The sequence below is a fragment of the Pseudactinotalea sp. HY160 genome, assembly GCF_009372055.1.
Classification (GTDB): Bacteria; Actinomycetota; Actinomycetes; order Actinomycetales; family Beutenbergiaceae; genus HY158.
The window spans coordinates 1-12,712 of record NZ_WHMT01000029.1; the positions used below are offsets into that span (position 1 = coordinate 1).

13 protein-coding genes are annotated in these 12,712 nt (G+C 71.5%); 5 read left to right on the plus strand and 8 right to left on the minus strand.

Features of this window, described 5'->3' with window-relative positions; all coding sequences use genetic code 11:
- Nucleotides 1-303: 303 nt before the first annotated feature.
- Nucleotides 304-663 carry a DoxX family membrane protein gene (locus GCG21_RS15515; protein ID WP_152910583.1) on the minus strand — a complete coding sequence of 120 codons (360 nt, stop codon included), beginning with the start codon at nt 661-663 and terminating at the stop codon, nt 304-306.
- Between the two features lie 112 nt (nt 664-775).
- Here GCG21_RS15515 and GCG21_RS15520 point away from each other — a divergent pair, with 112 nt between their 5' ends.
- The 3 genes from GCG21_RS15520 to GCG21_RS15530 all read left to right on the plus strand — a co-directional run bounded on the left by GCG21_RS15520 (nt 776) and on the right by GCG21_RS15530 (nt 4,454).
- Nucleotides 776-2,572: a hypothetical protein gene (locus GCG21_RS15520; RefSeq protein ID WP_152910584.1), complete on the plus strand. Its 1,797-nt coding sequence runs from the start codon at nt 776-778 to the stop codon at nt 2,570-2,572.
- 57 nt (nt 2,573-2,629) lie between these two features.
- Nucleotides 2,630-2,908 (plus strand): acylphosphatase, encoded by a 279-nt coding sequence (locus GCG21_RS15525; protein ID WP_152910585.1) that lies wholly within the window; start codon nt 2,630-2,632, stop codon nt 2,906-2,908.
- Nucleotides 2,909-3,047: 139 nt separating this feature from the next.
- Nucleotides 3,048-4,454: a sugar porter family MFS transporter gene (locus GCG21_RS15530; RefSeq protein ID WP_152910586.1), complete on the plus strand. Its 1,407-nt coding sequence runs from the start codon at nt 3,048-3,050 to the stop codon at nt 4,452-4,454.
- Nucleotides 4,455-4,505: 51 nt separating this feature from the next.
- On the opposite strand, the gene GCG21_RS15535 is transcribed toward GCG21_RS15530, so the two are convergent.
- The 6 genes from GCG21_RS15535 to GCG21_RS15560 all read right to left on the minus strand — a co-directional run bounded on the left by GCG21_RS15535 (nt 4,506) and on the right by GCG21_RS15560 (nt 9,368).
- Nucleotides 4,506-4,982, minus strand: a complete 477-nt coding sequence (locus GCG21_RS15535) for a DUF6328 family protein (RefSeq protein ID WP_152910587.1) — start codon at nt 4,980-4,982, stop codon at nt 4,506-4,508.
- Nucleotides 4,975-6,315 carry an AI-2E family transporter gene (locus GCG21_RS15540; RefSeq protein ID WP_152910588.1) on the minus strand — a complete coding sequence of 447 codons (1,341 nt, stop codon included), beginning with the start codon at nt 6,313-6,315 and terminating at the stop codon, nt 4,975-4,977. The genes GCG21_RS15535 and GCG21_RS15540 overlap by 8 nt, the downstream gene beginning before the upstream one ends.
- Before the next feature lie 2 nt (nt 6,316-6,317).
- The gene (locus tag GCG21_RS15545) at nt 6,318-6,524 is read right to left on the minus strand and encodes a ferredoxin (RefSeq protein WP_152910589.1); all 207 of its coding nucleotides are present in this window, start codon (nt 6,522-6,524) and stop codon (nt 6,318-6,320) included.
- Between the two features lie 46 nt (nt 6,525-6,570).
- Nucleotides 6,571-7,641 carry an acyl-CoA desaturase gene (locus tag GCG21_RS15550; protein ID WP_152910611.1) on the minus strand — a complete coding sequence of 357 codons (1,071 nt, stop codon included), beginning with the start codon at nt 7,639-7,641 and terminating at the stop codon, nt 6,571-6,573.
- Nucleotides 7,642-7,764: 123 nt separating this feature from the next.
- Nucleotides 7,765-8,595 carry a GAF and ANTAR domain-containing protein gene (locus GCG21_RS15555; RefSeq protein WP_152910590.1) on the minus strand — a complete coding sequence of 277 codons (831 nt, stop codon included), beginning with the start codon at nt 8,593-8,595 and terminating at the stop codon, nt 7,765-7,767.
- A gap of 35 nt (nt 8,596-8,630) precedes the next feature.
- Nucleotides 8,631-9,368, minus strand: coding sequence for a GAF and ANTAR domain-containing protein (locus GCG21_RS15560; protein WP_152910591.1), 738 nt, complete (start codon nt 9,366-9,368; stop codon nt 8,631-8,633).
- Between the two features lie 337 nt (nt 9,369-9,705).
- On the opposite strand from GCG21_RS15560, the gene GCG21_RS15565 reads away from it, so the two are divergent.
- Entirely contained in the window at nt 9,706-10,527 is an 822-nt protein-coding gene (locus tag GCG21_RS15565) for a GAF and ANTAR domain-containing protein (protein ID WP_194165138.1), read from the plus strand.
- 123 nt (nt 10,528-10,650) lie between these two features.
- Here GCG21_RS15565 and GCG21_RS15570 read toward each other — a convergent pair whose 3' ends face one another.
- Complete coding sequence (locus GCG21_RS15570) at nt 10,651-11,568, minus strand: LLM class flavin-dependent oxidoreductase (RefSeq protein ID WP_227993992.1); 918 nt, start codon at nt 11,566-11,568, stop codon at nt 10,651-10,653.
- Nucleotides 11,569-11,712: 144 nt separating this feature from the next.
- Here GCG21_RS15570 and GCG21_RS15575 point away from each other — a divergent pair, with 144 nt between their 5' ends.
- The gene (locus tag GCG21_RS15575; RefSeq protein WP_152910593.1) at nt 11,713-12,684 is read left to right on the plus strand and encodes an LLM class flavin-dependent oxidoreductase; all 972 of its coding nucleotides are present in this window, start codon (nt 11,713-11,715) and stop codon (nt 12,682-12,684) included.
- Nucleotides 12,685-12,712 lie beyond the last annotated feature (28 nt).

The window sequence follows — 12,712 nt, forward strand, 5'->3', positions numbered from 1 at the left end:
ACTTGCGATAGCCCACCTGCAACGACCCACGCCGGAACTGCGGAACCGCGGCCATACGGTCCAGCACCAGCGAACGCAGCTCCTCGAGCTCGCCCACCGCCATCGTCGAGTAGTCCTTGTCCATCACGCACCCTCCAATGCTGATTATGCCATCCACAATCAGAGTAGAGGCTGACCAGCACAAACCCATCAGCGACACGTCCACGACTCACACCCGGGATGTGGCATCCGCGCCGATGCGACCGCCCGGCTCCTCCGTATCGAATCGGGCTCGACGGGTGCCGACCGGTGCCGCCCCGCGCGTCAGCGGCGGGCGACGATCCCGAGCAGTCCGCCCGCCAGGCCGAGGTTCTTGAGGAACTGGACGCGCTGCAGGCCCCGGGCGCCGGCGTCGTCGTGCTCCCAGTAGGCGTGCCCGGCGAGCGTCGTGGGCACGAGGGAGGCGATGAGCCCGGCCGCGGCCCAACGGGGCAGCACGTTCAGGGCGAGCGCCGCGCCGCCCACGGCCATGGCCGCGCCGTTGACCCGGACCATGAGCTCCGGCTCGGGAATCCCGAGTTCGGCCGCGGCGGCGACGCGCCCGCCCGGCTCCTTCGCGGCCTGGTAGCCGAGGTAGACGAACGGGAGCCCGAGCGCCGCCTGCGCCACTCGTCGAACGAACATGGAAACCCTCCAGAGGTGATGATGGACGCGGCCTTGTTCAGCCTACGGCTCGCGAGCGCCGCCGTCTCGCCCTCGCCTTGGTCCGCCGATACCGTCGCCGTACCCTGGTGCGATGAGCAGCCCATTCGATGATCCCGAGGTTCAGGCGGCGATGGCGAAGGCGGGCGTCGTGCACAGGCCGGGCCTGGCCGCCGAGACCTTGGCGGAGCTCGCGCCGCTGCTCGCCGCCGAGGGGGTCGACCTCGAGGATCCGGACACGGATCTCGAGGCCCTCAACGCCGCGCTCGAGCGGGCGACCGAGCGGCACAACCTCGAGCTGTTCACCCCGGTCGGGACGCCGCAGGAGCAGGTGGGAGCTCTGCTGGTGGAGTTCGCTCAGGTCGTCACGCACAAGCGCCCCCGGGCGGCGGAGGCGATCCTCGGCGCCATCGGGCCGGACCCCGCTCCGGGCCGGCCCGCCGCCGCGCACGTGATCGGAGCCAGTCTCGGGCTCCTCGACGCGTGGTACACGTCCCCCGAGTTCGAGGCGCTGCGCCAGGTGCCCGTGCCGAAGTGGCGCGGCCCCGCCCGCAGCACCGCCGCACATCTCATCGAGGCCGCCCGCCGGGGCGGGGCGTATGACTCGCTGCGGGAGCTGATCGCCCGCCACGGCGGCGAGTTCGTCATGCACGCGAGCGTGCTCGCCGCGGCGGCGACGATCCTGGCGAGCGCCGAGAGCGCGGGGGAGGACGTGCCCACGGCGGGCGAGCGGCTCCTGCGCCTCGCCTGGGGCGCGTCCCGCACCTCACCGTCGGGGAGGGCATTCGGAGACGACGCCGCCTGGCAGGCCGGGCGAAGCGATCTGAGCCGGCGCTTCGTCGCCTGGCTCGAGGCCGAGGAACTCGACGACATCGACGACGCCGAGTGGGTCGAGGCCCTCGAGGAGTTCGCGGCCGCGGCCGGCCTCGACCTGGAGAACCCGGGGCACATGCCGAGGCTGATCGAGGCGATGCGTGAGACGGAAGACGAGGAGCACGGCGACTTCCTCCTCGCCGTGCTCCACGACTATGTGCACTTCCAGGCGGCCACCGGCACCGCGGAGGCCGCCTGGGGCGAGGCCTGCGCCCTGATCGACGAGGAGACCGGCGAGGACGACCCCCGCTTGGAGATTCTCGTGGGCGTGATCGAGCGCGCGACGGCGGCGGATCCCGAGGCCCGCCGGGCCGCCGTCGGCCGGCTCCGGATCGTCGCCGGGGTGAGCGACCTGCTCGCCTGGCTCGCCCGGCCCCGGCCGATCACGGGCACCGGTGGGTTGCGGCGGGTCGACATCGCCCCCGTGGCCGCGATGATCGGCATCGACGCCGTCGGGGTGACGAAGCGTCCGGCGCCCGAGGGACAGCTCGACCTGAACCTCGAGGAGCCGGAGCCCGCACCGGCGACGCTCCAGGTGCAGTCGATCAAGGATCTCCCGGTGCTCGACACCTGGTGGCGCACGCTCGAGTTCATGGAGTACATCGAGCTCACGGCCACGCGGGTGCGCCCCGGCGCCGGTCCCGGGATCGTCGAAGCGGACGGGTCCATGCCGAGCGACGCGGAGACGTTCGTCGCGGTCTTCCTCGCGAACCTCCTCATGCGCGCCGCGGAGGAGTCGAAGTTCGGCTTCGGGCTGCCCCTCCTGCTCATGCTCATGGACCGGATCACCGCGGCCGTCGCGCCGGGGGAATACAGCGGGATCGCCCGGCAGAGAGAACTGGTCGACCTGCTCGGCCCGCTCGCCGGGAGCGTCCTCGGCCAGCTCGCCGAGGTCGGACTGATCGAGCTGGACGAGGAGGGTGTCGCGACCGTCCCCGAGCCGTTGCGGGGCGTCGTGGCGAGTGGGCTGCTCGCGGCCATGGCGGCCGTCCTGGGGGACGACGACCCCGACGCCTGAGGAGGTCGCGACCTCGCGGCGGTGGCGAGCGCTGCCGAAACGCGCGACGATGACCGGATGCGGCGTGTTCACGTGTGGGCCTCCGGACTCGTGCAAGGGGTGGGCTTCCGGTTCGGGGTGCGGTCGGTGGCGACCGCTGCCCGGCTCTCGGGCTGGGTGCGCAACTGCCCCGACGGCCGGGTCGAGGCCGAACTCGAGGGCACCGAGCTGAACGTGGCCGCGGTGCTCGCCTGGATGCGGCGGGGGCCGGCCGGAGCCCGGGTCGACCGGCTCGAGGTGCACGAGCTCGACCCGGGCGCCGGCGCCGGCGCGTTCGTCGTGCTCCCCACGGCATAGGATCTCGGCCGGCCGGAGTCGCCGGGGCCCTTGTCTGCGTCGACGGCTGGGAGCATCCTGAAATAGCCGGTCCTGCGGGGGCCGACTCGACATCCGAAGGCGACGAGCCACAGGCGACAGCGATGGGATGGCCGGGATCATGACGAGCTTCATCGGCGGCATTCGAGCCAGCGGGAATGGACTGCTGGTCCGGATCTCGATCATCGCGGCGATCGGCGGGCTGCTGTTCGGCTTCGACACCGGCGTGATCTCGGGGGCGCTGCTCTACCTCAAGAAGGACCTGTCGGCGGGCTCGCTCGCGCAGGAGTGGATCGTGTCGGTGCTGCTCCTCGGCGCGGTCCTCGGCGCGGCGCTGTCCGGCTGGCTCGCCGACAAGATCAGCCGCAAGTGGACCAAGGTCGTCTCCGGGGCCGTGTATATCGTGGGCGCGCTCGGCTGCGCGTTCGCGGTCTCCATCCCGATGCTCATCGGGTTCCGGTTCGTGCTCGGGCTGTCGGTGGGCACCGCCTCGTTCGTGGCGCCGCTGTACATCGCGGAGGTCTCTCCGCCGCGGGTGCGTGGCGGCCTCGTCTCGTTCAACCAGCTCCTCATCACCATCGGGATCCTGCTGGCCTACCTCGTCAACTTCGCGTTCTCGTCGGTCGAGGGAGGCTGGCGGTGGATGCTGGCCATGGGGGCGATCCCGGGGGCGGCGCTCGTGATCGGGATGCTCACGGTGCCGCACACCCCGCGGTGGCTCATGCAGCAGGGACGCGAGGACGAGGCGCGAGAGGTCCTGACGAGGCTGCGGGGCCGCGACCCCGAGGCGGACATCGACCGGGAGATCGAGGACATCAAGACCGCGAAGCGCAAGGAGGAGTCGACGAGCCTGCGGGACCTGCTCCACGCCAATATCCGCCCGCTGCTGTGGGTCGGGATCGGGCTCGCCGTGTTCCAGCAGTTCGTCGGCATCAACACGGTCATCTACTACGCGCCGACGATCCTGTCGAAGACGGGCCTGACCAACAGCGCCTCCATCGTGCAGACCGTGTTCGTGGGCGTGACCAACGTGGTGTTCACGATCGTCGCCGTGCTCCTGCTCGACCGGGTGGGGCGGCGCCGGCTGCTGCTCATCGGCACCGTCGGGCTGACCCTCTCGATCATCTTCCTCGGGATCTTCTTCGCCTCCCCCGGACTGCAGGCGGGCGCGAGCTACCTGGCGCTCGTCGCGCTGCTCGTCTACATCGCCTCCTTCGCGGTCGGGCTCGGCCCCGTGTTCTGGCTCATGATCTCCGAGATCTACCCGCTCGGGATCCGCAGCAAGGCGATGTCGGTGGCCACCATCTTCAACTGGGGCGCCAACTTCCTCGTCGCGGGCACGTTCCTCACGCTCGTCTCGGTCATCACCACCCAGGGGACGTTCTTCCTCTTCGGCGGCCTGGGGATCCTGGCGTTCCTGTTCTTCGTCTGGAAGGTTCCCGAGACCAAGGACAAGTCCCTCGAGCAGATCCAGAGCGAGCTGGTCGGCGAGATCGCGCCGCCGGACGACGGTTCGGCGCGCGAATGAGCCCGTGCCGTGAATCCGCGCGGGCCACCGGGCTTCGGCCGGGGCGGGAGGTCAGTCGTCCGCGCGCAGCCGTCGAAGCAGCGGGAGCACGAACCACATCGCCGCGATGAGCGCCGCGATCCCCGCGCCGATGAGTGCCGCCGTCATCGTGCCGAAGAGCATGTCGGTGACCAGGAACACCACGGCGCTCAGGGAGACGCCGAGCAGGATCAAGGCGGTGACCATCTGCCGGATGGCCGTCTGGAGCAGTCGTCCCTTGCTGTACGGCTTGCCTCGGAGCTGGTGGTAGGCGGCCTCGCCCATGAGGAACACGACGGCCAGGGCGGTCGAGAGGAACGCGATGAAGTAGACGTCCGCCTGCAGCGGGGTGAGCTTCGAGAACACCGAGGTGAACGGGATCGAGAGGAGGAAGGCGAGCAGCACGGTCACGCCCGGGATGATCATGCGCAGCTCGGAGGTGAGCTCGTCGAGCTCACGATCGAGGGTGTCCCGCGCGCGCTTGAGGGGATCCGGCTCGTGGTCACTCATCGGGGTGTCCGGGGGGATCGCCGTCCGGGCCGTCCGGACTCTGCCCGTCGGGAAGCCGCCCGTCCGGATTCCGCCCGTCCGGATCCGGGGAGTCGGCGCCGGACCGTCCCGCCGGTGTGGCCCGCGGGTCGCGGCCGCCCTGGGTGCGCATCCTGCGGTACTTGATGCGTTGGGAGATGCTCGCCCTCGATGCCGCCTGGCTCCCGGGCGAGAGTGGATCCTCGCCGAGGACCGGGTCGGGGCCGGCCTGGTAGGCGTCGGTCCACACCTGCACGACGGACCAGCCCACGGCCGTGAACGGGACGGCGAGGAGGGCGCCGAAGATCCCGCCGACGATGGCCCCGATGGCGAGGGCGAGCAGCACGACGATGGCGTGCAGGCGGAGGGTGCGGCCCATGACGACGGGTTGGAGCAGGTCCCCCTCGAGCTGCTGGACCACGATGATGATCGCCACCACGACGAGCGCGACGACGAGGCCGTTGGTCACGAGTGCGACGAGGGCCGCCAGGGTCCCGGCCACCGTGGCCCCGACGATGGGCAGGAAGCCGCCCATGAACACGATGACCGCGAGCGGCAGCGCCAGCGGCACTCCGAGCAGGGCGAGCGGAATGCCGATGCACACGGCATCGACCGCAGCGATGATCGCGGTCCCGCGCACGTAGCCGCCGAGCACCTGCACGGTCCGGTCTCCGGATTCCGCCAGTTTCGCTCGCGTGTCTCCCCGGAACCAGCGCAGTCCGAAGCTCCACATCCTCGGCCCGTCCTTGAGGAAGAAGAACAGCAGCACGACCACGAGTGCGGCCCCGGTCACGAACCCGGTCGCGGCGCCGATCCCGCTCAACGCGCTACCGAGGAACGCCCCGCTGCCGGCGAGGCCGGTGAGTTTGCTCAGGGCGGTGTCGATCGAGTCGGTGTCGATCGGGAGGGGGCCGTTCATGAGGAAGTCCTGCAACCGGTGCCAGCCGTCGACGGCGGAGGCGGACAGCTCGTCCCATTGGCTCCGAACCGCCAGCACGATCCCCGTGATCACACCGGAGAGTATGACGAGGATCGCGACGAACGCGGTGACCGTGGCGAGCATCCGGGGCAGGCCCCTGCGCACCAGCCACCGCACCGCGGGATGAACGGCGCAGGCGAGGATCAACGCGACCATCACCGCGATCACGACGACCGCCACCTGCAGGAGGACCCAGACCACGCCTGTGATCACGGCGGCGATGAGCAGGACCTGGCCGCACCGGGCGCCCGCTCGGCCGAGCGAATCACCCCACAGGCCCCGATCGGTCGCGCGGGGGCGTGCCGGCGATCGATCCTCTCCCGCGCCGATGCCCATCGTCAGCTCCCGTCGCGTTCGATTCCGATGGTCGCCGACGGGCACAATCGTGCTGCTCTCCGGACGGCCGGCCACTCCGATTCGGGCGGCGACTCGTCGAGGAGGCGCACGAAGCCGTCGTCCTCCAGGCGATTCGCGAACACGGCCGGCGCGATCCGGCCGCAGTTGCCCGAGGCGACGCAGGTGTCGTGGTTGACGGAGATGAGCATGGGTCCCTCCTTCGTGGTGTCGATCCGCTCGGCCGGGGAGGCCCCGTCAGCCTCGATACTCGCGGACGAGCGGGCATGTGTACAGGTCCCGCCGCCTGGTCCCCACCTGGTTGAGATAGCGGATGATCGTCGCGTACGCCTCGGGCAGCGTCGCCTCGGTGTAGGGAATGCCGTCCCGGTCGCAGTGCTCGAGCACCGCGACCCGCAGCGCCGGCAGGTTCGGCCGTGGTGCCTTCGGGAACAGGTGGTGCTCGACCTGGTATTCGAGGCCGCCCATGAGGAAGTGGACGAGCGGGCCGCCCCGGATTCCCCGGGACATGTGTACCTGCCGGCGCAGGAAATCGAGCCGCACATCCTTCGGCACGGTGGGCATCCCGATGTGGTTCGGCGCGAACGCACCGCCCAGGAAGACCCCGAAGACCGACACCTGTACCCCGACGAAGGCGAACGCGATCCCGGGCGGCAGCGCCAGGAACACGAAGACGAGGTAGCCGCCGAGGCGGGCGGTCAGGAAGAGGATCTCGGTCCACCGGTGCCGCACCCCGCGGCCGGCCACGGCGGTCCTGATGGAGGCCACATGCAAGTGGAATCCCTCGAGGAACAGCAGCGGCACGAAGTAGTAGCCCTGGCGTTCGATGAGCGCCGCACCGATGCCCGTGCGCCGGTCCGTGCTCGCGGGAGTGAAGGCCAGCACCGACGAGTCCACGTCGGGATCCGATCCGTCCTTGTTGGGATTCGCGTGATGACGGCCGTGCTTGTCGACCCACCAGCCATAGCTCAGGCCGGTGAAGACACCGGAGAGCACCCGCGCCGTCCATTCGTTCCAGCCGCGGGTGCGAAAGATCTCCTGGTGGGCCGCCTCGTGCCCGAGGAAGGCCACCTGCGCCATGGCGAGCCCGAGGAGCGCGGCCAGAAGCAACTGATACCACGTGTCCGCGAGCATGCCGACGGCGACGAGGATCGCCACCGTGGCGCCCGACCACAGCAGGATCATCGCCCAGTAGAAGCCGTACCGGCGGCGCATCAGCCCCGCAGCATGGACCCGTTCCGAGAGGTCCAGGTACGCCGCGACGTACTGGCTGCGCGGGCGCGCACCGTGGGCATCGCCTGGAATCATGATCACCCCGCAGGTCGAGGAACCTGGTCGCCGGGGTCTGGGGCGTAGCGCCAGCGTATCCCGCGGGCGGTGCGCTGCCAACGGGCCGAACGGACGGCGGGCGGCCCGTTGGCAGCGCCGGCTTCAGCCGGCCGGGTGACCGGTGCCGGGGGCGGCCGGTGGCACCGGTGCCGAGGTGGATGCCGGCGTGCTGGGCTCGGTGGGCTTGGTGGGTTCGGTGGGCCCGGTGAACTCAGCGAGCCCAGCGAGCGCGGCGAGCATGTCCCGGTCGTTCACGGCCCGATCGCAGACTTCGGTCAGGTGGAGCCGGTGGCTGCGGGCGTACGAGCGCAACAGCAGGAACGCCCGGTCCGTGGAGACCTGACCCGCCTGGGCGAGGGCGCCCTTCGCCTGTTCGATGATGATGCGGCTGGTCAGGGCCCCGTGGAGCTGTTCCGTCAGGACCTCCGAGCGGCGGATGGCGCGCTCCTGCAGAATCCCGATGGTGGCCACATCGGCGAACGCCTGCGCGATGGCGATGCCGGACTCGTCGAGCCGCATGCCGGTGCCGCCGAAGAGGTTGAGTGCGCCGATGCGCTGGTCGCGCAGGCGCAGCGGCAGGGCGTGGACCGACTCGTAGCCGAGCTCGACCGCCTTGGGGGCGAAGTCCGGCCATTTCGCCGTATCGGAGAGATCCAGATTGACCACGGGAGTGCCGCTTCGGTAGGAATCCTGACACGGGCCCTGCTCGCTGTTGGCCTGGAAGATCTCCAGCAGCGTGGCCTGTTCGCTCGAGGCCGCCATGAACCGCAGGTGGCCGTCGTGACCGGCGAGCAGGATGCCGGCCGCGTCCGCGCCGGTGACCGTCACGGCGGACGTGGCCAGGCCGTACAAGAAGTCGACGAGGTCGAAATCCGTGACCAGCGTGTCGGCCATCTCCACGAATATTCTCGATACCTGGTCGGTGGCAATCATCGCGTCACTCCATTCTCCATCTGCCAGCGTAGGCTTCACGGGTCGGTCGGGTCCAGAACGAGCCGCCCGCCGATGATCTGCTCCGCCACCTCGGTGACGCTCCGATCCGTCGCGAACGCGTGGGCGCGCATGCGCGCCAGCGCATCGACCAGGGTGGTGCCGAGCTGGACCATGACCATGCCCTGAGCCTGGTACACGTGCGAGCGGTACCCGAGCGGCGGCCCCGGCTCGGCCGCGCTCGGGTCGGTGAGGATGCCCTCGGGGTTCGCGAGCAGGAGTTCGGTCGCGAGGTCGGCACATCCGAGCGCCAGGGAGAGGCGCTCATCGCTCAGCGGGCCGGCCGGTCGGGCGAAGACGGTCAGCACTCCGAGCCCCGCGGCGCCCAGACCCAGCGGAAACGCGAAGACCGAGCCCACACCGGCGTCGGCGGCGGCGGTGGCGTAGCCGGGCCACCGAAACAGCTCCGCGGCCAGATCCGGCGCCAGCGCGGGGCGGTGGGTCTCGAACGCGTCGTAGGAGGGCCCCTGGCCCGCGGTGAACTGCAGCTCGCCGAGGGCCGCACCGACCGGTCCGGAGGTCGCGAGCACGGCCTCGTCGCCACGGCCCGACATCGTGCTCGCCACGACGCCCATCGCGTCCAGTTCCCGCGCGAGCACGCGGCACACCGCTTCCAGGGTGGGCAGTTCGGGGGCGCCGAGGGCGCACTCGGCGGTGACCAGCTCGAGGGCGCGAGCATGCCAGTCTCTGCGGGCGCCCGCGTCGTCAGGACTCACCTCGATCACCTCCGCCCGACCGTCGACGTCGGCGCACGAGCGTCGACGAACTCCTCCAGCACCCCACAGTAGGGACATTCGCCGAGGTTCGCAGTAGTGCGCGCAGAGGGCGCCGCAGGTGGGCGCGCAGGGAGGAGACGGATGCCGGGCGACCCGTTGGCTCGAGCAGCCGCGCCCGGTATCCTGAAGGTGTTGGTCCGAGACCCCGACAACGCGAGAGTGCCGCTGCCGAAGTGGTGGGGGTGTCGATGATTCCCGAGTCCTCCCTCCCGGGTCCGCAGTCGCGCGATGGCGTTCGAAGCGAGGCCGAAGGGCCGCGATCGGCAGGGAGGCAATGATGGATGTCGCACCGACGAGTGAGGGGCCGCTGGTCCGCAAGGACGGCGACGACGAGGCGGCCGGCACCGAGTTGCACATCGCCGCCATGGCGCTCGATCTGCGCGAATGCACGAGCGTCGAGCAGACGATGGCCCGGATCGTCGAATACGCCATGGCGGAGACGGAATGCGACGCGGCCGCGACGGTCATGGCCGGCACCGGCTTGACTGTGACCGCGACCACCGTCGCCGGGGACGTGTGCGATCAGGACCTGCGGCTCCGACTCCAGGGCGGACCGTGTGCGGAGCTCCTCGAGCGGGGCGACATCGTCATGGTCAGCGACACCCACAGCGAGCCGCATTGGGCGCCGTGGTCGGCGGGCGTCGCCGCCCTCGGCTTCGGCAGCGTGCTCTGTGTTCCGTTGCGGACACGACTGCGTCGATACGCGTCGCTCAACCTGTTCGCGCGCCGGCCCCGGGCCTTCGGCACGCACGATGTCCGGGTCGTGAAGATCTTCGCCAGCCATGCCGCCGTCGCCCTCGCCTCGGCTCATGCCGAATCCGGGCTCAAGGTCGCGCTGGCCTCGCGTGAACTGGTCAGCCAGGCGCAGGGGATCCTCATGGCCCGCTTCGACCTCGCGGCGGACACGGCGCTCGGCGAGCTGCGCGCGTACGCGCGGGCGATGAGTGCCGAACTCGCCCAGGCAGCCCAGGTGATCCTGGACGCCGAGGAGCAGGACCGTCTCACCCCGCGCACGGGGGAGACGCTTCGGGCGGCGCTGCGGCGAGTGGTCCCCACGAGTTCGGGCACGCGGGAGGGCGCCGTCGAGCCGCGCGGCTAGCGTGCCGCCCGCGTGAGCCGGCACGCGCACGGCGAGCGACGTCGTCCTCGATCAGTGGGCGAGACCTCCGGGCATGGGGCGGCACAGGGCGGCATCGGGCGGCACAGGGCGGCCCGACGGGCGCTACCCGGCGAGGAGCTGCTCGAGCGCCGCCTCGCTGCCCCGATAGGGATCGGCGGCGCGGGGCCAGTGCACGATCACGTCGGTGAAGCCGAGCTCACCCGCCCGGGCGACCTGCTCCCGGGCGAAGCCGGCGTCCGAGAGGGCCGCCGGGCCCGCCGCATCGAGGGAGAGGACCCGCCCCAGGGGAGCGTGCCCCGGCGGGCGGACCGCCGCCTCGACCTCGATGAGCCGCGCGGTCAGGCCCGCCACGCCCTCCCACCACTGCTCGAGCTGCGTGTGGACGTCGTCCGCTCGCCCGGGTGCGGGGCCTCGCTGAGGGCCCGTGGTCACCCAGGACTCGCCGCGGGTGGCCGCGACGCGCATGCCTCGCGGCCCGTTCGCGGCCACGAGGAACGGCACCCGGGGCTGCTGCACGCAGCCCGGCAGTAGTCGGGCGCCTGTGACCGTGTAGAACTCGCCGTCGTGGCGGGTGTGGTCCTCGGTCAGGAGCCGGTCGAGCAGGCCCGTGAACTCGGCGAAGCGGCGGGTCCGCTCGGCCCGCGGGGGTGGGGTGCCGAGCAGGCCGCTGTCGAGATCCCCGCCGGCGCCGAGACCGAGCAGGAACCGGCCGCCCGTGAGGTCGTCGAGGGTCACGGCGTCCTTGGCCAGCAGGGCCGGGTGGCGGAAGTTCGGGGAGGCCACGAAGGTGCCCAGTCCCATGCGCTCGGTCACGGTGGCCGCCGCGGCCAGCGTCGGCATGGTCGAGTGCCACGGCGAGTCGGGCAGGCCGCCCCAGACCAGATGGTCGTAGGTCCAGGCGTGGTCGGCGCCGAGTCCCTCGATCCGGCGCCACAGGTCCGCAGACTGCGCCCACGGGCGCTCGGGCAGGACGCAGACGCCGATGCGTACGCGAGGCGGGGCGTCGTCGTCCATGATCATCCGAATACGCTAGCAACCCGAGCGTGCGCGGCTCGCGCGTGTTCGGTCGAACGGGCCGGCCCCTGTCACGGCCGGTCGACGGGGCAGTCCAGCGGCCGCCTGAACGGTGTGCGCGGTCGGGTGGGCCCTGGCACGGTGGAGGGCATGCCTCCCTCCGACCGTGCGCCCATCGGGGTCGTCGCGCCCCGCGACCTGCCCGCCGACCGCCTCCGTGACTTCGTGACCACCGCCGACTCCGCCGGCTTCAGGGAGCTGTGGGTGGTGGAGGACCTGAGCTACTCCGGCGGGATCGCGCAGGCGGCCGCCGCGCTCGCCTGGAGCGACGGCCTCCACGTCGGCATCGGCATCCTGCCCGCCGGGGTGCGCAACCCCGCGTTCCTCGCGATGGAGATCGCGACTCTCGCGGGAGTGTTCCCGGGCCGGGTCACGATCGGTCTCGGGCACGGCGTCACCTCGTGGATGCGGCAGGTCGGGGCGTGGCCGGCAAGCCCGCTCACCCTCATGCGGGAGACCGCCGAAGCGCTCCGGGCGCTGCTGCGTGGCGAGCGCGTGACCGTGACCGGGCGCTACGTGCACCTCGACGGCGTCGCCCTCGATCGGCCGCCGAGCGTGGTGCCGCGGATCATCGCGGGCGTGCGCGGTCCGCGCTCACTCGCGCTCGCGGGCGAGAGCATGGACGGCGTCATGCTCGCCGAGCCGTCGACGCCGGAGTTGCTCACGCGGGTGCGCGAGCAGATCGGTGCGGCGGCCGGCGACCGGTTCCTGCTTCCCGTCTACAATCTCGGCTTCGTCGACGACGACTCGGCGCGCGCCGTCGACGCCGCCCGGGCCGCGGTGGCCGGCCTCCGCGGTCCCGACTGGACGAGACACATCGACCCGCTGCCGTTCGCGCGGGAATGGCGAGAGCTCGACCGCGCCCACCCCGGCGATGCGGAGTTCGCGGCCGCGATGCCCGCGAGCTGGGTCGAGACCCTCGCGCTCGCCGGCACCCCGGAACGGGTGCGCGGCCGGATCGAGGAGATCCTCGCCGCCGGTGCCACCTCGGTCTCGATCTTCCCCCACGGTGAGGACCGGGTGGCGGCCCTCGACTCGCTCGCGCGCGTGCTGCCGGGCTGAGCCCCGGCCGGAAGAAATCCGGGCTCAC